The organism is Saccharibacillus endophyticus (genome assembly GCF_013185185.1).
Classification (GTDB): domain Bacteria; phylum Bacillota; class Bacilli; order Paenibacillales; family Paenibacillaceae; genus Saccharibacillus; species Saccharibacillus endophyticus.
The window spans coordinates 386,572-407,598 of the sequence record NZ_JAAZWE010000003.1 but is presented as its reverse complement, the minus strand read 5'-3'; the positions used below and the strand labels follow the sequence as shown (position 1 = coordinate 407,598).

Sequence of the window (21,027 nt, the reverse complement as noted above, 5' to 3'; positions counted from 1 at the left end):
TCTGTATGCTTAAGGTTGGTTCTCCAACTTCTTGTTCAACTCATGCTCAAGTGCAGACCCGGCTTCTACGCGACGATAAGAAAGCGGCGGCCGGAAGCCGAAGGTGTCGCGAAGTTCGGTAAGCGGCATCGGTTCGATCTCGCGCAGCGACAGCAACGGGAGCGCGTATCCTTTCGACACGCCTTTGAAATAATCGAGCGTACCCGCATAGGAACCGGCTTCGTCTTTTTCCGCGATCGCGGCCAGTTCTTCCGGCGTTCCGATGATCGGACGGCCGAATTCGGCGTAAGCCGCGACAGCCGAGACCGGCGCAGCCAGATACAAAAAGGCCGAGGTCGCTTCATCCGGAAAACGCCGCCGGAATTCGTGCCGCTTGTTCCCTTCGATCAAGCGCGCAAACGGACCCGGACGAAGACTGAGAATCAACGGCGCGCCGCTCATCGCAGACTTCTTTCGATCGATTGCCGATCACTTTCGTTCACATATCGCGTCATGGCAAACCCTCCGTTTTAACTATCGAATTCTTCTTCATATTTCAGGATACCACTTCGCTCGGCACGATTCGCGCACGTTCACCGATTTGTGACAAGGTTACGGACGTTGACAATTTCCATTCTTCGATTTTATAATGAATACCGCAAGCAAACGATATACTAAAATTGAACGGTCGTGGATTTTTCTAGGGAGGCTTCCCTATTTTCGCCACACGAATGCCTTTGGGCGTTCGTGTGGCTTTTTTGCATTCATTTCAAGGAGGATTTTGATGAAAACTTGGCAGTATTCGTTGATCGTTTTTCTGGGCGGCTGTTGTTACGGTATTCTTTCCACGTTTGTGAAGTTGGCTTACAGTGCCGGTTTTTCTTCGCCTGAAGTCACGGGAGCGCAGTATTTTTTCGGGGCGGCGTTAAGTTGGATCGGCGTGATCTTCATCAAAAACAAACGCCTTGACCCGAAAACCATCTTCAAGCTTTTGTTGTCCGGCATTCCTTTCGGCCTGACGGGGATCTTTTACTATATGTCGCTGCAGACGCTGAACGCTTCGCTGGCGATCGTGCTGCTGTTTCAGTTCATCTGGATCGGGAGCTTGTACGAATGGTTGTTCTTCAAGAAAAAGCCGACCCCGCGCAAGCTCATCCTGATCGGGGTCCTGATGTTCGGCTCGCTGCTGGCGGCCGACGTGTTTGCTCAAGAAGGAATCTCCGTACCTTGGCAGGGAGCGCTATGGGGCTTGTTAGCGGCTTCGACTTTTGCTTTGTTCCTGCTGCTTAGCGGTTCCGTAGGGAAAAGCGCTTCGCCGGTGTTAAAAAGCGCCTTTCTTTCGACCGGAGCCACGATTACCGTGTTTGCCTGCTTTCCGCCGACCTTTTTGCTCGACTCGGATGTGCTTATCGCATTGAGTCCTTACGGCCTGGTGCTCGGAATCTTCGGCGTGCTGCTCCCGCCGCTGCTGTATTCGATCGGAATGCCTCATATCGGTCCGGGAACGGGCTCGATCATGACGTCATCCGAACTTCCCATCGCCGTTTTGATGTCTTCGATCGTGTTGGGCGAATCGGTAAACGGGTATCAATGGTTAGGGATCATCGCAATTTTATGCAGTATCGTGCTTGGAAGCTTTAAACCGAAGGAGGAGACGGGATCATGATTTCGGAAAAGGACATGGAGCATTTGAAACGCTGCGCGGAACTTGCGCGGGAAGCATTGACCGACGGCAACGATCCTTTCGGATCTTTGCTGGTCGACCAAGAAGGCCGCGTGCGCAAAGAAGACTACAACCGGGTATCCGGCGGCGATCCGACGCAGCACCCGGAGTTCGCTTTGGCGCGTTGGGCCGCCGAACACATGACGCCGGACGAACGCGCTCAAGCGACCGTCTACACCTCCGGCGAACATTGTCCCATGTGCGCCGCGGCTCATGCCTGGGTCGGATTAGGAAGGATCGTTTACGCGAGTTCTTCGGCCCAATTGTCGGAATGGATGCGGGAACTCGGCGCCGCTCCGTCGCCGGTCCGTAATTTAGCGATTCCGGATGTGATTCGCGATGCGCAAGTAGACGGACCCGCGCCAGAATTGTCCGATTCGATCAAAGCTCTGCAGATTGAAGCGTATCGCAGGAACAAGTAGTCATTCGCTTCATGCCGACGATACGCGATAGACTGAAATTTCTCCTAGGGTGTGTCTTCAAACCTCGACGGAAGCAGATTTTGCCGAATTTTCGTTCTGAATAAGGAACTTTTCTGAAGGCGTGCCGGGGCACGTCAAGGGAAAGTGACGCGAGGCAGCGCGAAAAGGCGGTAAAAGATGCACGTTGGCAGGTTTGAAGACACGCCCTAAGCAGACGATGCGGCAAAAAGCCGCTCGCTGCGGGGAGGGATTTTTCGTTTGCGGATCATAAATTCGCGACCATCGTCATCGAAGTTCCTTCCCGCCCGGCTTCCCGGAATCCGAAACGCCGATACAGCTTTACGGCAGCCGCGTTATCCGGATCTACGCTGAGCGACGCCCGCTTCACGCCTCGCTCCCGCAGTCCTTCCAGCAAATAGCTCATCAAGGCGCTGCCGATTCCTTTTCCCCGGCTGGCTTCCGTAAGCGCCATGCCCAACTCCGGCACGTCCGGCGCCACGTAACCGTAACCCCGGTCGCTTTCCGGAAAAATCCGCGCCGTCGCCGATCCGAGCGGCACGCCGTCCAGGGTTTCGGCGATCACGCCGAAGTCGCCTTCGCGTCCCCATCCCTCCACATACTTGCGCATGGACGGCTCTTCCAGAATGCTGCGCTCGAACGGCTTTTCGCCTTTTTTGACGTACAGCGATTCGAACAGCATGTCCCATAAAAAAGGAATATCCTGTTCTTCCGCAGCGCGAATCCGGTATTCGGTCGATAATCGTTTCATGCTGATCCTCCTCATGATACTTGTTGTTAATTTTTGCGGCCGCGAATGGCAATCCATCCTCCGACGACGATCACGATCAGCGCGACGCCTCCGAGCGTGACGGGAAGCCAGGAAAGCCCTCTTGTGCGTTCAGGTTCCGCCGCGGCTGATTCTTCAGCGTTCGCGCGATCCGGCGGAGCTTCGAATTTCATACCTGCTCCAAGCTCCTGCAAATCCTTCATGACATCCGCGTTCGCCTGCATCACTTCGCCGGATCGACCGCAGTTGGTGACTTCGTATCGACCGTCATGTTCATACGGATACAACAGATACGTTTTCCCTTTCTCAAAATCGAACTGGCAGCTGCTCCAGCTCGTGTATACGACCGTTTCCGGTTCGTCCATGCCTTTCCAGCTCTCGTTCACGCTCAAGGTTGCGGCATAATAAGCCTCTTTCCGATCGCTTTTGAATTCCCCGATGCTTTGGACCGTCCCCGTAAACGTCGCAGCCGATCTTTCTTTGGCTTCCGCCGCGTTTTCCGGTAACAAGCAGCTGCAAGCCGCGGCTTTTTGCACCGGAAAAGCGACCGACAGCGTCATCGACAAAAGCGTGAGAGCGATTGCAAGTTTCCATGCTTTTCGCATCCTTTTCCCTCCTTCGAATCGATCGATAAGCAGAGTCTTCTTTATAGACGCAAGTTTTTGGAAAAAAGTTCTATAGACTCCACAATGGCGACACTTATTCGATCTATCCTTTACGCATTTGCGTCTCGACGGCCCATTTCGGGTAATAACTGAGGAATTGTTGAAAACCACGCATTTCTTTCACTCATTTTTTCAACGCGTTTATTTATCCCACATTTATTATCCGAGAAGGAGAGCTGGTCCATCCTATGAGTAAAACGATTTTCGTATCCAACCGTCTTCCCGTCACCGTCTCCAAGAACGAATCCGGCCTGGACTACAAAGAAAGCATAGGCGGTCTGGCTACCGGACTTAAAAGTTATCATGAACAAGGCGATACCGTTTGGGCGGGTTGGCCGGGCGTCGCGCAGGACGATCTGAGCGAGGAAGAATTGTCTTCGATCGCGTCCACGCTGAAAAAAGACTATAAATGTCTGTCCGTGCCGCTCACATCCGACGACGTCGAAGAATACTACCACGGCTTCTGCAACGAAACGATCTGGCCTCTTTTCCACTACTTCACGAGCGCCGTCGAATACAAAGCCGAGACGTGGGAAGCGTATAAACGCGTCAACCGCAAGTTCTTCGAATCCGTCGATCCGCTGATCAACGAAGGCGACACGATCTGGATTCACGATTATCAACTGATGCTGCTGCCGCAGATGATCCGGGAAAAGCACCCTGATGTCAAAATCGGCTTTTTCCTGCATATTCCGTTCCCTTCCTACGAAATTTACCGTCAAATGGTCTGGCGTACCGAGATTCTCGAAGGATTGATGGGCGCGAATCTCATCGGCTTCCATACGTACGATTACGTGCGCCACTTCCTGAGCAGCGTGCGCCGTTTGCTGGGACACGAGCACAGTCTGTATAAAATGCAGCTGGAGTCGCACATCGTGCAAGTCGACGCTTTCCCGATGGGGATCGACTACGATTACTTCGCGAAGACGCCTACCCGGGAAAACGCGTCGCAGGAAACGATGGACTTCATCAAAAGCACGAAAGACGTGCGCAACATTATTTCCGTCGACCGTCTGGATTATACCAAAGGCATTCCGGACCGCATCAAAGCGTTCAAAGCCTTTTTGGCCAATTATCCGGAATATCGGGAAAAGGTACGTCTCAACCTGATCATCGCCCCGTCCCGCGTCGGCATCGAAAAATACGACAATCTGAAGCGGGAGATCGAGGAGCTCGTCAGCGAAGTGAACGGCGAATACGGTACATTCAACTGGATGCCGGTCTGGTTCTTTTTCCGCACCGTATCCCAAGATGACCTCATCGCCTTCTATCGCCACAGCGACGTGCTGCTCGTCACCCCGCTGCGCGACGGCATGAACCTGGTCGCCAAAGAATACGTCGCGGCGCGCAACGACTACAAAGGCATGCTCGTCATGAGCGAAACGGCCGGCGCCGCCAGCGAACTCGGCGAAGCCGTGATCGTCAACACGAACGATCACGAAGCGATCGCCGCAGGGATCAAGATGGCGCTCGAGATGCCGGAAGACGACAAAATGGATCGCAACAAAAACATGCATCGCCGCATCTCCCGCTACAACGTCAAGTTCTGGGCGGAAGAATTCTTGAACACGCTGCAAGGTTCGCCGGAGGAGAAGATCCATACCGAACCGCTGGACCGCCTGACCTCCGCTTCATCGGAACTCGACTTGGCGTATCGGACCGCGGAGAAGCGCGTGCTGTTCCTGGATTACGACGGCACGCTCGTCGGCTTCAAGCCGACGCCGGATCAAGCGCGTCCGGACCGCGAACTCAAGCAGCTGTTGACCACGCTGACCGAAGATCCGAAAAACACGGTCGTCATCATCACCGGACGCGACCGCTTCACGGCGGAAAAGTGGTTGGGCGATCTGAACCTCAGCATCGTCGCCGCGCACGGCCTATGGTTCCGTCCGGCGGGCGGCGAATGGACGATGACGCTCAATATCGACAACGAGTGGAAAGAATCGATCCGTCCGATCATGGAGACTTACACCGACCGGACGCCGGGCTCGCTGATCGAAGAAAAAGATTACTCGATCGCTTGGCACTACCGTCAGTCCGAACCGGATATCGCGGCCGTGAAGCGCAATGAGCTCAAAGAAGCGCTGATGTCGATCACCCAATCGATGACCGTCGGCGTATTGGACGGCAACAAAGTCATCGAAGTGAAAGACACGCGCGTCAACAAAGGCCACGGTGCGCATCTGGTTCTCAGTCAAGGACATTTCGACTTCGTGTTCGGCGCCGGCGACGACCGGACGGACGAAGACATGTTCGCGGCGCTGCCGGAAGACGCGTATTCCGTGAAGATCGGCAAAGAAGTGACGGCGGCCCGGTACCGCCTGAAATCTTCGAGCGATATCCGCGCACTGTTGGGACGCTTCACGCAAGTATCCGGCGAAGTCGCGGAAGAGCAGGCAAAGCGTTAAAATAAATGTAATTATCGTTTAAAACGTGAAAAGGAGTTCGCGCCGCATATGGCGCGAACTCCTTTTTTCTATTCGACTTCATACTGAAGGGGCATAAAATATTAAAGCCACGACTGGATTCCATATTAATTAAATATTAGAATAAAAAGGAATTATTTCAATGGATGTTGTATGTACCTTTGCAGAAAGGAGAACTGCATCATGAATCGAAAAAAAGCTGCGTACGCAATCTTATCCGGGTTGATTGCGTGCGTATTCGCGATTGTCGGAGTGCGGTACTTCGTAACAGGAAGCCTACCTTTTCAATCAACGAACATCGAATCCGCGACCTCTGTACCTGACCCATTGATCAAAGAAAAGCAAATCGTCCAGTACGGATTTCCGAAATTCAATCGTGATGCCAGCTATATCGGCTTCGCCGAACTCGACGCTTTAGAGGAGCACTCGGATATTATCGCGGTCGGCACGCTCGTTCTTCCTTTTGAAGAACGCGAAAATACGACAAGCCGTTATGAAGACGGAGTCATGCAGGATTTCGCGACCCTCACCGAATTTGCGGTCGAGACCGTACTGAAAGATCCCGGGGAGGTTGTTCAAAACGGACAAGTCAGCTTCTATGAACCGATCGCTTTTGCCAACAACATGCAGGGTTCCAAAGCCCTTTTCTCGATCGCTAACTATCGGGAACTTCAGTACGGAGAACGGTATATCGTATTCTTGTCCGATAACGGGCAGGGCGGCTACAGCGTCATTAACATGAGCAACGGAACTTTTAATATGAACAAGACGGATCGAACCTCGGGCGACCCGACGCACCATCGATTAATGACGCAGATTTTTGACAAGTATGATTTGGAATGAACCCATGCGGCAAATGCTCAGTCCTCCGGCACAATCGCCTGAACCTCGATCTCCACCAATAGATCTGGATCGATCAGCGCTTTGACCTCGACCATCGTCGCCACGGGCCGAATATCGCGGAAGACTTCGCCGTGGGCGCGGCCGATTTCTTCCCATTGCGAGATGTCGGTCACGAACATGCGGGTGCGCACGACATGTTCCAGTTTGGCTCCGACATGCGTCAACGCTTCCTCGATCGTTTTGAGAATTTCCGCCGTCTGCACGTAAGGATCGCCGACGCCGACCACCTGCCCGTCCTTCATCGCGGTCGTTCCCGCGACTTCCACGATATTCCCTACACGTACTGCCCGGCTATAGCCCACTATCGGCTCCCAAGGGGAACCTGTTTCGTATCTTTTGCGTTCCATCTACTCCACCTCGAAAATCGAATTCACGATAATCGGCAAATTATCGCGTACCGATACCGCCCCGAACATCAGACCATTCACGGTAACCGCATTGGCATAAGCCGCAGCAGGCAGGCTTCCTTCCGGCAGTTCGATCCCCAGACTTTTCAGACGCGCTTCGATTTCTTTGGCCATAAAAGCTTACCTCCACTCTACTTGTTACTCCTTGCTCGCCAACGATCTACAATTTATAATGAGTATACTTATTTCATGTAAAGCGGCAAAGGAGTACGGTGATACTGATCATGAACAACAACATTCCGCTCAATCAAAAAAACATCATCCTGATCGGCTTCATGGGCGCAGGCAAAACGACGATCGGCCAACTGCTGGCAGAAAAACTCGACCGCGATTTCCTTGATGCCGACCAAGAGATCGAACGCAAACACGGCATGCCTGTCACGGAAATTTTCAAGTCGATGGGCGAACCCGCTTTTCGGCAGATGGAAAAAGACTACATCGTCGAACTGTGCCGCGAATCGCGCGAGAAGGTCGTCTCGCTCGGCGGCGGGTCATTTATGCAAGACGAGATCCGCAGCGCCTGCCTCGACAACGGCATCGTGTACCATCTGGATTTGACCTGGGAATCGTGGAAAGAACGTTTTGAAGACTTGATCGATACCCGTCCGATTCTGCAAAGCCGTTCGCTGGAAGAGATCGAAGAACTGTTCAACAGCCGGAAACGGATTTACGCCGATAATCATCGGACCGTGGCTGTCGATACGCTGACCCCCGAACAGATTGCAACGATTATGGTCGAACAGATTCGGGCAAGTTGGGAAAACGAAGCTTGATCCAAAAGAGCGGAACCGCGCAATTTTACGCGCAGTGCCGCTTTTTTTGTGTTGCCGCTATCCTTATCGCGCGGTTCGTTCCGAATAATCAGCTTGTTCGACCGTTCGGGCGGTTTTTCTCGATCAGCCAGCAATCGCGCCCAAACGCACATAAATCCCCTTTTATCTAAAAACCTTGGTCAATGTTCGATTGCAATATGTAAAACTGCTCGTCCGGCTGCTTCCATGTAGACGTGCGCCCCTCCGATATCGGCAGACGTAACCTCCATCCAATTGGCATTCGTCAGGTCCGCCGCATAGAAACGCACGACGATGCAATCCCGGCCTTGATAACGGTCTTTGCGCATGGAGATATGAACGCGGTTCAAGTCGTAGCTGTTCACCCAATTCGTGCGCTTCACGGCTTCGATGGCTTTAAGCAGGAACGGCGTATAGGCTTTATCGATTTTCAAAAATGCGGGTTCTTCCGTATCGAGGTCATTCGACGAATCCATTGGGCTAAACCTCCTTTGCTCCTGCGTACATGTACGGCATCCGGCGCCAGGCTTCCCAGCAGCAGCTCGGCGGAAGGTTCGGGCATGATGACCGCTGCGACGGCCAGGTGAACCATGGGCCAAGGCATAGGAATTCCTCCTTTTGGATAGGACTTCTAAATACGATCATACCATCGCGAGAAAATAATGGCATCTTCGGCTTGAGTCGATGCGGTCAACGCAAAAGAAGACCCTTTGCCTGAGCAGAGGGTCTTCTTGATCCGACGTGCTTGAACGGCTGATTATTTCGACAAACTCACGTATTTCGCGTACACGTAAGCGGTCCGTCCATCCAGTTTGACTTTCAGCCAGCCGGATTTCTCTTGGCCGATCACTTCAAGCATCGTGCCTTTCGGTACGGCTTTGATGATATTGGCCTTGGAGGAAGGAGCAGTCCGAACATTCAAGTAATCTGCGGTAACTTTGGCCCGTTGAACGGTAGTGTCTTTCCCGGCTGCCGGCTTGGACGGTACCGGCTGCGGTCTAGGCTGCGCAGGAACCACGGGTTTTTCCGGCAGCGGTTTTGTCTCGCCTGCCGCCGGTTTGCGGGCCGCGTTTAATTCCCGGTAAAATTCGCCTTTGTTTTTCACGCCGGAAAATTGAGCCGCATCCACGTTTGCTTTGGCGGATAACGCTTTGACTTCTTCTTGAGTAACGGCATCCCGGATATTGATCGACGCAATATTGGTGTATTTGCCGTCTTCGGCAGTCGGAACGGACAGGATGCCTTCATTAATCAGTTCCACGACATCCGCGCGCTCCGGCGCATCGAAGTCGACGCCGGTGATTTTCCAGTTGTTTTGAAGCGTCGGCTCGTATACGCCGTTCTTTTCTTCTTGGAGGTAAGCGATAGACAGATTGCGGATCGTGCCTTGAATCTCCCCGAACGCCGAAGCGTCTTTGGAAGACCAAAGCTGCTTGAATTCGCGCCCTTCCAGCGGTCCGCCTTTCGCGATCAATGCTTCCATCCGGTAAGCGTTCATGCCGAGCTTGAGCGTGTCTTGTTTTTCGACCGCATCGCCGTTCTTGTACTTGAGATTGACGATCCGGCTGCCGTAAGGCCGGGTAAGATCGATCTCGTAAGTAACGCCTCCGAAGAAATCGTTGGTGCTGTACTTGGAAGCCCGTCGTTTCGGATCGAAGCTGACCGTCACGTCTCCGGGACGCGCCGAGTTGAAGTAGCCTGCCGACCATTCCATATAGTCTTTGAGATCCTGTCCCGTGACTTCATACACCGTAACTTCGCCGAACGTGTATTGGTAGTTGAACGCGATGTCTTTTTTCTTGATCGGCCCGATGTCCAACTTGGCTTTGTCGTTATCGATCTGGTGCGCGACCACGTCCGCATCGCTGTAGTGGATCATGACTTCGGTGAAGAAATCGGATAACGGCGTTTCTTGAACCTGTACGGCAGGAATGCCTTTGATCTCGTCGTCAGGCACCAGATCGGTTCCTTTCAATTCCGCGACTTCGATATTGGCGTCCGCGCGGGCGAACTCATGGAACGGATGCAGCGTTTTTTCCAACTCCGCGTCCGACACCTCGTAACTGCCGTCTGCCGCTTTTACGGCCAGGGCTTGCGCTTCTTTGCTTTTCAACACGACGCGGTCGCCCTTTTTCTCGAAAGTCAGGTCGATTCGCGAGATATGCGATCCGTATTTGTTCGGCTCGGAGATCAGCACGCCGTTTACCGTCTGGGACTCGATCAACGTATGCATATGCCCGGCGAAGATCGCTGCAAGCTCCGGGTTGGCGTTGGCGATATCGGTGACTCCGGTTCCCGGATTCCCGTTCTCGTTATCCAAACCCATATGCATAAGCCCGACCATCACGTCTACTTTGCCTTTCAACTCGGCGACCGCTTTTTTCGTTTCTTCGACAGGGTCTTTCACGATCACGCCGTCCAGATGGTCGGTGCCTTTCTCGAACTCGGTAATCATCGGCGTGTTCATTCCGATCACGCCGACTTTGATTCCGTCTTTTTCGATAATCGTATACGCAGGCATGTAGCGGTCGCCGTTTTCTTTGAAAATATTGCCGACGAGGGGCTGCCCGTTGAACTGGGAAGAGATTTTCTCCAACACGTCCAAGCCGAAGTTGAATTCATGGTTGCCCATGACCCAGGCGTCATAGTTCATTTCGTTCATCGCCACCATCATCGGAGATTGAGGTTGGTCGTTGAACAGTTCGGCCGAGTTGTCCTGAATCATATCGCCGGCGTCCAGCAAAATCGTATTCGGATTTTCCGCGCGGACTTTTTTGACGATCGTGTACAGCTGCGTCATGCTTCCGGTCGGATTGGGTCCGTCCAACGCGTAATCCCAAGGCATGAATCGGCCGTGAATATCTGATGTGCCGAGCAGCGTAATTTGGGTTTCACTAGCCGACTCCGCGGATTTAACCGGTTCTTCTGCTTCGGCGCGAGCGGAAGCAAAAGGAGCAAACCATATCGAAGCTCCCAAAAAGAAGGTTAAGGCTCCTCCCGCGAAACGTTTTTTCGAAAATTCGCGCATGTAACAAACTCCCCCTGTTATGTATGGTGTAAAGAAATATGGCATCAGATTTAATACTAGTGAAACAATTGTGAAATGTAAACGCTAAGTTTGTAAAAAAGGCAGATATACCTAACAAGAAAAGGAGTTTTCCTGTCACATCCTTTGAATGAAAGGATAATCGGAAAACTCCTTTGTTCAGGATTGGGCCGAATGCCTCATTGTATCCCGTTTTTGACCGGTCGCAGCCGATAAATCTTCGTTTCCGCACCGTCGATCCCGTACCCTTTTCCAATGCAGCTCCAGCCGTACCGCTCGTAATACCCTTCAAGATCGGTACACAGATACAGGCTGTCGTAGCCTTTGGCTTGTGCCTCGCCAGCCGCATGGTCAAGCAGCATACTACCCAAACGCAGGCTCCGCCAACGAGGTTCGACATACAGGCAAGCCAGCCACGGACACAGATCCTGCCTGCTGTTCAAGTCGCTGCGCAGCAGGGCATAACCTCCGGCGATCGAACCTTTTTCACCTTCTGTCAACAGATAAAATCGCGGCAGATCGGCATCGGTATCGCAAGAACGTTCCATGCAATCCCGGTAAAAGTCGAACGTCGATTCGTCGCCCCAACGGCTCCAAAAGTAGTCTGCGGCTTCAGCCAATCGTTCTTGATTCTCCCTAACCGGACTGATCTGCAAAGTCGGCCGCGCATGCTCCTGATCTTCCGCCCAACTTTCTACGCTACGATGCCGCCCGAGATGAACCGTATCGAACTCATCGACAGCATCTTCCGAACAGACGACACCGAGCAGCTTTAACGCATGATTGATGGCCTTTGCCGATCGTGTTTCCCGCAGTAATTCTTGTCCCTTTTCCCATACCACGCAAGATTGATCGCCCGTACCTCCGAAATAATCGGCTTCCACGTAAGCCACGATTCCGTGTCGGGACAATTCGCGGCCTGCCGACTCGATCTTTTCCGTAAAAATATCCCACGGTTCTATCAACTGATCCGAGTCCTGATTGATCTCGTCTTGCAAAGCATCGTCCAACGCAACAAGCGCCAGTTCACCCGATAAAGAAACGACCTTCGCCGTCCGGAAGCGGATGCCCAACGTTTTCAGCACAGGGGCCGGACCGATAAATCCTTGTAACGTATATCCCATCGTATTGTTACATTGTCAACGCTAAAGGTAAGAGTTGACAAGATACTCCTCTCCTTCGATTATAAATGGCGCTGCCGATCTTTTTTGATCAGCAGATTTCGCAAAGGAACCAGCAGCATGGACGGGATCAAGCAGAACGCGCCGTACAAGATGTAGGCAAACGGCAGCCAGGACCGAGTCTCCCGCACGCTGCCCATCTGCATATAATCGACCTCCGTCACCCACAAGCCAATCGATAATGCGAGCAGCAGCCCATTCGACAGCATCACGAAGCCGATATTTTTCCACAGCGCGCAGTAGACCAGCATCGTCACGACCGCCAGCAGCCAGAATGCGGATTGCATCCATATGAAGAACACTCCGATCAGCACAGGATATAACACCGTCAAAGCAAGCTGAAGACGTTTATTCTCGTGCGGATTCATGGGCAGTCCTCCCTATTTTGCGTATTCTTCGATGCTTTATATCCTGCTCAGGTACGTATTCAGAGCAGGGCGATCGGCCGGATTCCATTCATGCACGGGCGGCAGTTGGTCAACGGGGAAAAATCGCAGCTCCGAGCCTTCTTCCCCGTCCGCGTAAGCTTGTCCTTGAGCGTCCCGACAGCAATAAGCCGCGATCACGTTATGTACTTCATCCCCGTTCGGATAACGGTAATACAGTTCTTCGCCCGAAAAAATCTCCAGCAGCTCCAACTTCCCGGCCGTGAGTCCCGTTTCTTCAAACAGCTCGCGGCGCGCTACCTGTTCCAGCGTCTCGCCGGGTTCGAGCGCTCCGCCCGGGAGTCCCCAGAAGCCGTTGTCCGTTCTTTTTTGCAGCAAAATGGCTCCGTTCAGCTCAACGATCACGCACGCGCCGGCCATGATTAACGGTCTGCTGCCGACAAGTTCGCGCAGTTCCATGATGTATCCCATTGTCCCACCCTTTTCCCCGTTTTCGATGCTTATGTTCGTTTCACCGTCTCTTTCAACGTCGTATCCGTCTCCTGATCGTAAATAGCATAGACTTCGAATGTCCCTTCCTCGAAAAAGAACGACAAACGACGCTTGAACCAATCCTGCATCGGATAGGTTGCCGCTTCGTTGATCGGAATCCATTTCAACTCGCCTTCGGGAGGGTTTTCCAGCAGCTCGCCTTCAAATTCTTCCGCCACGTAGTTGAACACCATGTACCGGAAATTCCGCTCGGGATCGACAAATTCGTCCAGCCCTTTGTAAATCAGATTGCGCACGGTCAAGCCGGTCTCTTCCAACACTTCGCGCGCCGCGCCTTCGGTCAAGCTTTCGGGGAAATCCACTTTGCCGCCCGGCGCGATCCAGCCCGGAAAGCCTTTCTCGGCCGGGCGGTTCATCAGCAGCAAGCGATCCCCATCTCGTACCAGACACATCGTATACAGAGCAACTTTCAACTCGGTTTGTACCGCAGACATGATTCCGATCCTTCTTTCCATTGCAGTTACTTTTATTCCCATCGTACCACTTCTGACGGCGTAAAAAAACAGACCTTCGCCGCGCGGCGAAAGTCTGCCTTTTAGTCATATCCGCCGCAACGAGCCGATCACTGTTCGGCTTTGGCGACGATCAGATCAGCCATGTCTTCGGCTTGAAGAATAGCGGTGAACGGATCGGCCGTGAAGTATTTTCGCAGATCCAGTTCGATGCGGCGATCGTTTTTGACCGCGTCGAGCTGCGACCAAACTTTTTGCAGCCGCTGCGGTTCGGCGCCTTCATCCGTCAGTTCCAGTAAATAAGTGCCGACGTATTCGTCGAAGACTTCCCAACTGATCACGGAGCTTTCTTCGCCTTTATCGATAATTTGGCTTTGCACGTCTTCGTCCGCGTTCAAGCCTAACAGCTTGTACAAAGCACTTCCGCCGCGGTTTTCCGAATTCCCGAGCACCAGCACGCCGCCTTCCCAGTTATAATCGACCAGCGTGAACGTATCTTCGGGAGACACCGCGGCTTGAACCTTTTCCCGAGCCGCTTGAAGCCGTTTTTCGAAGTCGGCGTTCCAAGCAGCGGCTTCGTCTTGCCGGTTCAAATATTCGCCCAGCGCGGTGATTTGGTCCTGCATAGTCTCGTACTGCGACGTATCGAACACCAGCGTCGGAGCGACTTTGCTGTAGGCTTCGTATTTGTCGGCCGAGAACGTGATGATCAAATCCGGCTGTACGGCCGTTAGCTGCTCCAAGGATATCGCGTTATGGTCGCCGAGATCGGCCACGGTATCGGGAATCGATTCGCGCAGAAATTTACCGTATTCGAGCAGCGTATGCGGGATCGCGATCGGCGTGATATCCAGCGCGAGCAGATGGCCGACGTTCCAATCGGCGACGATTCGCTGCGGATTGGCAGGCAGTTCCACTTCGCCGACGACCGTTTCCGCTTTGCGCATGCCGCCTTCTTCGGAAACCGTATTCCCGTTTGTTTCCGCCGGGTCTGCTGCCGTCGCCGCTTCCGTCGAAGCCTGCGCCTCCTGATTGCCGCCGCCCGAGCAAGCTGCCAACATCATAGCCGATACCAGCATAATAACGAATAAAAGCCCCCATTTGCTTCTTTGTCTCATTTTTTTGTTTGATCCCCTTTCGCTCTTTGCCTGTAGGTATCCGACACTCTATTGAGAATCGTTTTCATTAACTTGTCCCAGTATAAATTCCTCGACTGCACCGGACAATATCCAAAAAAGCAATACGGCATACCCGATTCGGCAATTTACACTTATCTATTGAGTTGAGAATTGTTATCAATTAAAATGAACAGATAGTAAAAAAAGACTCGGCAGATTATGGGCGTATCCGCAAACTTCGCCGGCGGCAAAAGATGCACGTCGTTGAGTTGGCCTGCGCGCCCCAAAAAACGCTGCACAGAAAAGGGGGACTACCTATGCGGAACACGCCTTCGGCGGATCGTTTGATTCGGGATTGGAACGGATTGCCGGCCAGATTGTTGGATGTCAGGTTCAAAAGATTGGAAGCGGACGAAAGGTTTCGCTTCGGCGGATCTTCCTCGGCCGCGTTCGTGCTTGTCTCAAGCGGAAAAGGGCATCTGACGCTCGGCAAGGAAACGGCCTACTCCTTCGACGGAGCGTATGCGATCCATATATCTTGCCGTTCGGAGCTTGCGCTCATCGCCGAGCACGAGACGGAGCTGTATCTATTCGACTATACGTTTCCCGGCACGAACTGCATGAACGAATATTCGAAGGAGTCGGCGGATCTGGCATTCGCGCCTTCGGATCTGCTGGAGTTGAAGCGTTCGTTCGATCTTTTGTTGGCGCAATGGCACGGACTGAAAACGTTGGACCAGCTTCGATTGAGGTCGCATTTGTATGAATCGGTACATATTTTTCTTAAGCAGCAGCAGGAATCGGAGAAAAATAAAACGGCAAATCCCGAAGACCGACGCGTTCTGCGGGCCCTGCGATACATGATCGGGCATCTGTCGCGAACCGTTACGCTCGCCGAACTTGCGGAAACGGCAGGCTGCGGAACCCGAAGGCTTTCCCAACTGTTCCGCGAACGCTTCGAGCGCTCGCCGCTTCAAGTATTGATCGGGATCCGAATGCGTCAGGCGAAAAAAGACTTGAAAAGCACATCCGCGAACTTGCAGCAAATCGCCGAACAAGTCGGGTATGCCAACGCCTATTCCTTCAGCCGTCAATTCAAGCAAAGCTTCGGCCTCTCGCCGGAGCAGTATCGCAGGTCGGATGCCTCGGTACATCGGCTCGGCGAATCCGATTCGACGTCCGCGTCGGCGTCGGCCCGCTTGCTGAGCGATCTGCAAGCAGCCGAAAATATCGGACACGAGGCGGCTTGTCTTCCCGCAGCCGAAGTCCGAACGAAACATTCCTCTCCCCCGATCGGCGCTCCAGATGTTATTATTCCGGGACCGACCCGGACCGTCAGTACCGTCATGGGCAATATCGAAATTCCCGACCGCCCTCGGCGCATCGTCACCGACTGGAGCATCGGGCATCTGCTGGCACTGGGCGAGCAGCCGATCGGTGCGCCTTCCACGCTCACGGACAACGCCGGGCTGCTTGATGCGTATTGGAACGCGGCTCCTGCGGATATCGGGAGACATAATGAAATTTCGTATGCGCGCATTATCGAACTGGAGCCGGATCTGATCTTGACCTGGAATCGGGAAGCTTATGCTTCTTACGCCAGAATTGCGCCTACGCTTGTCTTCGAATCCGATCATTGCGGCGGAATGGAAAACGAAATGCATCGGCTGGGTCAATGGATCGGACGCAAAAAAGAAGCCGAAGCCTGGATACGCCAGGCTCGGCTGCGTACGTATAATCTGCGAAGCCGATTGGCCGCGCGTTTCGCGAAGCCCGCTACGTTCACGTTGGCCGATCCGTATTGGTGCGACGCGCAGGTTACGTTGATCGGAAACGCGGCTTATCGCGGAGGGCGTGCCGTTTATGACCGACTGAATCTGTCTTCGCCTTCTTCCTTAGGACGTATGCTCGCCGGCAGCGGGCAGGACTACGCTCGCGTCGGCGAATCCGAATTGGAAGCCAATTTGGGCGAATGGGTGCTGGTCATGAACTATGACGCTTCGCATAATCTGACTTCGGCGCCGCAGTGGAATCGCGAAGCCGTCGCGCGGCGGCACCGGATCGTCGACCTGCCGTGGAATCGCTATTTCCAATCCGATCCGCTCTCGTCGCTGCTTCAAGCCGAAGAGTTGACGCAGATGCTGGATCGACCGTTTTCGCCGTTTTGAGCTTTTTATATCGGATCAGATCAAAGACCCGTAAGCCCCGTTCGTCAGCTTCCGCAATTCTTGCTGCGCCGCGTCGTTGCAAAAAACGACGGTAACCGTCTGGTCCTGCACGTGATGAATGAATCGACGATCGGTCCCTTGCACGATATTTTGCACGCTTCCGAGCACGAAGATATCAAACCAATCGCCTTGATTCATCGCGGAGATTTCATGCCGGTTCCCTTCATGCACGAAAGAAATGTTCGTCGTGCTTTCGGTCGGATCAAATTTGCCTTGCAGGTCCGAAATGCGGATGCGGCCTTCCGACAATCCGATCATGCGCGTGATATATTCTTCGTAGACATCCGACCCTTCCGCGCTTTCGAGATCAAACGTCCAAATATTCGCGGATAAACTAAACATGCCGAGTTCGGCCAACAAGCGCGTATACGGCTCTTCTTCGTAATAAGCAGATCCGTTGATTCCCGTCAGTTCCAGCACTTTTTCTTTGGTTTCTTTGAATGTCATACCCAAATCGGCAAGGTTATCGAGCTGTTGTTCCAAGGTTAGCATAAGTTCACTCCTTCATACGAAGCATAATGGGATGATCGTCGTTCAATTGCAGCAGATCCCACAGATTTCCGTACAGGTCTTTGAATACCGCCACGGTTCCGTAAGAGTCTTCTTTCGGTTCGCGGACAAATTCGATCCCGTTCGCGACCATCTCCCGATAATCGCGCCAGAAGTCGTCCGTGTTCAAAAACAGGAATACCCGTCCGCCCGCCTGATTCCCGACAAACGGCTCCTGCTCGGGCTTGGACGCGCGGGCCAGCAGCAGCGTCGTGCCCGCCGATCCCGGAGGCGCGACGACGACCCAGCGCTTGTCCTGCTCCGGCTGGTAGATGTCTTCCACCAGCCTAAAATGCAGCTTTTTCGTGTAAAACTCGATCGCTTCATCATAATCGTTCACGACGAGCGCGATATGTACGATGGATTGGATCATGATGGTTTCCTCCTGCAAAACGGAACACGCCCGCTGTTTTGTCCTATTGTACCACTTCCGTCTTTTGAGTTCTTCTTCTCAACCGCATAAAAAAGAAAGCTGCCGCTTCGTATGCGGCAGCTTTCTTCACTTAGAAAAATCAGCTGACCTTCACCGTATATCGGCCCGACCCGAGACCAAGTACAAGGGTTCCATTCTCGTTTACGATCGGCTCTGCTCCCAACACTTCCGCCGGATCGCGTTCATCCACTTTGACCTTTTTTCCTTCGGTATCGGTTAGTCGCAGTTCGGCTGTCGTGTTCGGCGGCAGTTCGATCTCGTACGACACTTCGCCGTTTTCCCGCTTGGTCCAGCCGCTGACGATTTTGCCGTACGGCGAATCGTACTGCGCGCGTGCATGGGTCAGGCTGGAATCCGGATTCGGACGCAGCACGATACGTTTGTAGCCCGGTACTTGTTCGTCCAGATCCAACCCCGCGACCGCCCGGTACAGCCAATCGCCGATCGCGCCGTACGCGTAGTGGTTGTACGAATTCATGGCGTCGCTCCAAAACGAACCGTCCGGCTTGATGCCGTCCCAGTGCTCCCAGATCGTCGTCGCGCCCTGATGGATCGAATACAGCCAAGACGGATACTCTTCCTGCTGCGCCAGCTGCACCGCGATATCGTGGTAGCCGTTTTCCGACAGTACATGGCACAGATACGGCGTTCCGACGAATCCGGTGGTGAGGTGCATCTTTTCCCCGCGTACCGATTCGGCCAACGCATCCGCCACCCGCCGCTTCGTCTCGCCTTGAACGAGATCGAACATCAGCGCCAGCACGTACGAAGTCTGCGTATGTCCGGCCAGACGGCCGTTAGGCGTAATGAATTCGTCGGAAAAAGCTTGAACGATGCGGCCGTGCAGGTCTTCGTATTTGCGCGCATCGTCGCTTTTCCCCAGAACGGCCGCGGTCTTGGCGACCAACGAAGTCGAATACGCGAAAAAGGCGGTGGCGATCAGATCGCTAGGGGTCGCTCCGACGTAGCTGTTTTCTTTCGCGTCGAGTCCGAGCCAGTCTCCATAATGGAATCCGGTGTTCCACAGCAGCTCCTGATCGCCCTGTGCCCGGATATATTCGACCCACCCTGTCATGCTGTCGTATTGCTCTTCCAATATTCGTTTGTCGCCGTAGCACAGATAGATCGTCCACGGACAAATGACTGCCGCGTCTCCCCAGGCCGACGACGAATGATGCGATTCCTCCATGATGGACGGAATGACGGACGGAACCCCACCGTCTTCGCGCTGGTCCGCCGCCAGATCTTTGAGCCATTTGGCGAAAAACGGCGCGACGCCGTAATTGAACGCGGCCGTGCGGATAAACACCTGCGCGTCGCCCGTCCAGCCCAGCCGCTCGTCGCGCTGCGGGCAGTCGGTCGGCACGTCGAGGAAATTGCCGCGCTGCCCCCAGACGATATTTTGCTGAAGACGGTTGAGCAGCGGATTCGAACACTCGAAAAAGCCGGAAGGCTGCATCTCCGTATGAATGACCTCACCGGCGAAATCGTCGGGATCGATCGGCTCGGGGAACCCTTCAAGACGCACGTAGCGGAAACCCTGGAACGAGAAAGACGAGCGATACGTTTCCGTTTCTCCGCCGCGGCACGTATAGACGACCTCCTGCCGCGCCGAACGCAGGTTGCCCGTATAGAAGTTTCCCGCCTGATCGAGCACCTCGGCGTGATGCAGCTTCACCGTCGTTCCGGCGGGAGCTTTGATCGAAAACGCCACGCGGCCGACCATGTTTTGTCCCAGATCCAGTACCGTTTCGCCCGCGGGCGTACGGATGACGGAGACAGGCTTGAGGCGTTCGGTGACTTTGATCCGTTCGCTCTGCTCGCCGATCAGGATATGTTTCGGGTGCTCCAGCGTCTCGACGTTTTTCCACTCGGCATCGTCGTAAGCATGCGTGCTCCAACCTGCCTGTTCCAGCCGCGCGTCGTACGTCTCGCCGTCGTACAGGTTGGCCGCGAGGCTCGGACCGGTCAAAGCTTTCCAGCCGTCCGTCCCGCTTCGGCTCGCGACGATCTGCTTGGTGCCGTCCTCGTAGCCGATATGCAGCTCCAGCAGCAGCGCGCGGCGGTCGCCGTACAGCTTGCCGCGCTCGGTCCAGCCGTAACGCCCGATATACCAGCCGTCCGCAAGCGCCGCGCCGATCGCGTGACTGTCGCTTTTTTCCGCTGCGCCGTTCAACTGCTGCGTCACGTCGTAAGCCTGCACCTGAAGCCGCTGATCGTAGCTGGTCCAGCCCGGCGCGTACAAGCTGTCTCCGACGCGGCGACCGTCAAGCTCCAGTTCGTAGATGCCCAGCGCCGTCGCGAAAATCGTCGCCCGTTCCACTTTTTTCTCGCTCAATCGGAACGTACGGCGCAGCAGATAGGTCTCGCTTGCCTGCGGATCGATCTCGCCGGAAGCCGGCGTGATCCAATCGGCGCTCCAGTCTTCCGCGCTTAGCAGGCCGGTCTCCCAATAGGCGGTATCGCTCCACGGCGAAACTTCTCCCTGATCGTCCCAGACCTGCACCCGGTATAGATACCGCTGCGCGGATTCCGTTTCCTCCCCCGCGTATTCGACATGGACGCTTTCGTCCGATTCTACGCGGCCGCTGTCCCACGCCAGAAGATCGCGGCTCTCCGCCGTCTCCCAATCCGCGGGCCCGACGCTTTTCGCGACCTGCACGCGATATGCTATCTGACGCGCGCCGCGGCGGTCGGTTTTCAGTTTCCAGCCGAAGCGAGGACGGCTAACCGTCAGTCCCAGCGGATTTTTCAAATATTCGCAGCGCAGCTCCGTTACCATCGTTGAACGCATAACCCAGATTCCTCCCGTTGTTTGAATTCGGTTGTTTGGACTGATTCATCAATCTTCAGGTTCATTGTAGTCAAATAAGAGAAAGAATAATGGGGCCGATTCAGACAAAATGATAGGTGGATATGGACAATTGCAGCGAAAAAAGAGTAGGATCGACGCATGGAGGCAGAAACCTTTTACAAGGC

Annotated in this window: 22 protein-coding genes; 6 read left to right on the top strand and 16 right to left on the bottom strand. The window is 54.0% G+C overall.

What is annotated here, in order from left to right; translation table 11 throughout:
* Positions 1 to 9: 9 nt before the first annotated feature.
* Entirely contained in the window at positions 10 to 441 is a 432-nt protein-coding gene (locus HRQ63_RS13195; protein ID WP_172244391.1) for a hypothetical protein, read from the bottom strand.
* A gap of 322 nt (positions 442 to 763) precedes the next feature.
* Between HRQ63_RS13195 and HRQ63_RS13190 the strand changes: the two genes are divergently transcribed.
* Entirely contained in the window at positions 764 to 1,645 is an 882-nt protein-coding gene (locus tag HRQ63_RS13190; RefSeq protein WP_172244389.1) for an EamA family transporter, read from the top strand.
* Positions 1,642 to 2,124, top strand: coding sequence for a nucleoside deaminase (locus HRQ63_RS13185; protein WP_172244387.1), 483 nt, complete (start codon positions 1,642 to 1,644; stop codon positions 2,122 to 2,124). The genes HRQ63_RS13190 and HRQ63_RS13185 overlap by 4 nt, the downstream gene beginning before the upstream one ends.
* 265 nt (positions 2,125 to 2,389) lie before the next feature.
* Here HRQ63_RS13185 and HRQ63_RS13180 read toward each other — a convergent pair whose 3' ends face one another.
* Positions 2,390 to 2,893 (bottom strand): GNAT family N-acetyltransferase, encoded by a 504-nt coding sequence (locus HRQ63_RS13180; RefSeq protein ID WP_172244385.1) that lies wholly within the window; start codon positions 2,891 to 2,893, stop codon positions 2,390 to 2,392.
* Between the two features lie 26 nt (positions 2,894 to 2,919).
* Complete coding sequence (locus HRQ63_RS13175; RefSeq protein WP_172244383.1) at positions 2,920 to 3,516, bottom strand: hypothetical protein; 597 nt, start codon at positions 3,514 to 3,516, stop codon at positions 2,920 to 2,922.
* Between the two features lie 248 nt (positions 3,517 to 3,764).
* Between HRQ63_RS13175 and HRQ63_RS13170 the strand changes: the two genes are divergently transcribed.
* Together HRQ63_RS13170 and HRQ63_RS13165 are read left to right on the top strand one after the other, a co-directional pair.
* Positions 3,765 to 5,984, top strand: a complete 2,220-nt coding sequence (locus HRQ63_RS13170; protein ID WP_172244381.1) for a bifunctional alpha,alpha-trehalose-phosphate synthase (UDP-forming)/trehalose-phosphatase — start codon at positions 3,765 to 3,767, stop codon at positions 5,982 to 5,984.
* Positions 5,985 to 6,185: 201 nt separating this feature from the next.
* Positions 6,186 to 6,845 carry a hypothetical protein gene (locus HRQ63_RS13165; protein WP_172244379.1) on the top strand — a complete coding sequence of 220 codons (660 nt, stop codon included), beginning with the start codon at positions 6,186 to 6,188 and terminating at the stop codon, positions 6,843 to 6,845.
* Between the two features lie 17 nt (positions 6,846 to 6,862).
* Here the strand turns inward: HRQ63_RS13165 and HRQ63_RS13160 are convergent, their stop codons facing one another.
* Together HRQ63_RS13160 and HRQ63_RS13155 are read right to left on the bottom strand one after the other, a co-directional pair.
* Positions 6,863 to 7,252 (bottom strand): RidA family protein, encoded by a 390-nt coding sequence (locus tag HRQ63_RS13160; RefSeq protein ID WP_172244377.1) that lies wholly within the window; start codon positions 7,250 to 7,252, stop codon positions 6,863 to 6,865.
* Positions 7,253 to 7,426 carry a hypothetical protein gene (locus HRQ63_RS13155; RefSeq protein ID WP_172244375.1) on the bottom strand — a complete coding sequence of 58 codons (174 nt, stop codon included), beginning with the start codon at positions 7,424 to 7,426 and terminating at the stop codon, positions 7,253 to 7,255. It lies immediately after the preceding gene.
* Positions 7,427 to 7,536: 110 nt separating this feature from the next.
* Between HRQ63_RS13155 and HRQ63_RS13150 the strand changes: the two genes are divergently transcribed.
* Positions 7,537 to 8,085 carry a shikimate kinase gene (locus HRQ63_RS13150; protein WP_172244373.1) on the top strand — a complete coding sequence of 183 codons (549 nt, stop codon included), beginning with the start codon at positions 7,537 to 7,539 and terminating at the stop codon, positions 8,083 to 8,085.
* A gap of 179 nt (positions 8,086 to 8,264) precedes the next feature.
* On the opposite strand, the gene HRQ63_RS13145 is transcribed toward HRQ63_RS13150, so the two are convergent.
* The 8 genes from HRQ63_RS13145 to HRQ63_RS13110 form a co-directional block, all read right to left on the bottom strand.
* Entirely contained in the window at positions 8,265 to 8,579 is a 315-nt protein-coding gene (locus HRQ63_RS13145) for a hypothetical protein (protein ID WP_037290876.1), read from the bottom strand.
* Positions 8,534 to 8,707 carry a hypothetical protein gene (locus HRQ63_RS13140; protein ID WP_172243527.1) on the bottom strand — a complete coding sequence of 58 codons (174 nt, stop codon included), beginning with the start codon at positions 8,705 to 8,707 and terminating at the stop codon, positions 8,534 to 8,536. The genes HRQ63_RS13145 and HRQ63_RS13140 overlap by 46 nt, the downstream gene beginning before the upstream one ends.
* A 153-nt stretch (positions 8,708 to 8,860) precedes the next feature.
* On the bottom strand, positions 8,861 to 11,131 hold the full coding sequence (locus tag HRQ63_RS13135; RefSeq protein WP_172244371.1) for a 5'-nucleotidase C-terminal domain-containing protein: 2,271 nt from the start codon (positions 11,129 to 11,131) through the stop codon (positions 8,861 to 8,863).
* A gap of 197 nt (positions 11,132 to 11,328) precedes the next feature.
* Positions 11,329 to 12,273, bottom strand: coding sequence for a GNAT family N-acetyltransferase (locus tag HRQ63_RS13130; protein WP_172244369.1), 945 nt, complete (start codon positions 12,271 to 12,273; stop codon positions 11,329 to 11,331).
* A gap of 59 nt (positions 12,274 to 12,332) precedes the next feature.
* Complete coding sequence (locus HRQ63_RS13125; protein ID WP_172244367.1) at positions 12,333 to 12,698, bottom strand: hypothetical protein; 366 nt, start codon at positions 12,696 to 12,698, stop codon at positions 12,333 to 12,335.
* A 36-nt stretch (positions 12,699 to 12,734) separates the two neighbouring features.
* On the bottom strand, positions 12,735 to 13,187 hold the full coding sequence (locus HRQ63_RS13120) for an NUDIX hydrolase (protein WP_172244365.1): 453 nt from the start codon (positions 13,185 to 13,187) through the stop codon (positions 12,735 to 12,737).
* 29 nt (positions 13,188 to 13,216) lie between these two features.
* Positions 13,217 to 13,702, bottom strand: coding sequence for an 8-oxo-dGTP diphosphatase (locus HRQ63_RS13115; protein WP_172244363.1), 486 nt, complete (start codon positions 13,700 to 13,702; stop codon positions 13,217 to 13,219).
* Positions 13,703 to 13,830: 128 nt separating this feature from the next.
* Positions 13,831 to 14,838 (bottom strand): ABC transporter substrate-binding protein, encoded by a 1,008-nt coding sequence (locus HRQ63_RS13110; RefSeq protein ID WP_172244361.1) that lies wholly within the window; start codon positions 14,836 to 14,838, stop codon positions 13,831 to 13,833.
* A 317-nt stretch (positions 14,839 to 15,155) separates the two neighbouring features.
* Here HRQ63_RS13110 and HRQ63_RS13105 point away from each other — a divergent pair, with 317 nt between their 5' ends.
* The gene (locus HRQ63_RS13105) at positions 15,156 to 17,006 is read left to right on the top strand and encodes a helix-turn-helix domain-containing protein (RefSeq protein WP_172244359.1); all 1,851 of its coding nucleotides are present in this window, start codon (positions 15,156 to 15,158) and stop codon (positions 17,004 to 17,006) included.
* A 15-nt stretch (positions 17,007 to 17,021) separates the two neighbouring features.
* Here the strand turns inward: HRQ63_RS13105 and HRQ63_RS13100 are convergent, their stop codons facing one another.
* From HRQ63_RS13100 to HRQ63_RS13090, 3 genes are all read right to left on the bottom strand, one after another.
* Positions 17,022 to 17,558, bottom strand: coding sequence for a hypothetical protein (locus HRQ63_RS13100; protein WP_172244357.1), 537 nt, complete (start codon positions 17,556 to 17,558; stop codon positions 17,022 to 17,024).
* Positions 17,559 to 17,562: 4 nt separating this feature from the next.
* Positions 17,563 to 17,988 carry a VOC family protein gene (locus tag HRQ63_RS13095; RefSeq protein ID WP_172244355.1) on the bottom strand — a complete coding sequence of 142 codons (426 nt, stop codon included), beginning with the start codon at positions 17,986 to 17,988 and terminating at the stop codon, positions 17,563 to 17,565.
* A gap of 139 nt (positions 17,989 to 18,127) precedes the next feature.
* Complete coding sequence (locus HRQ63_RS13090; RefSeq protein WP_172244353.1) at positions 18,128 to 20,842, bottom strand: glycoside hydrolase family 78 protein; 2,715 nt, start codon at positions 20,840 to 20,842, stop codon at positions 18,128 to 18,130.
* Positions 20,843 to 21,027 lie beyond the last annotated feature (185 nt).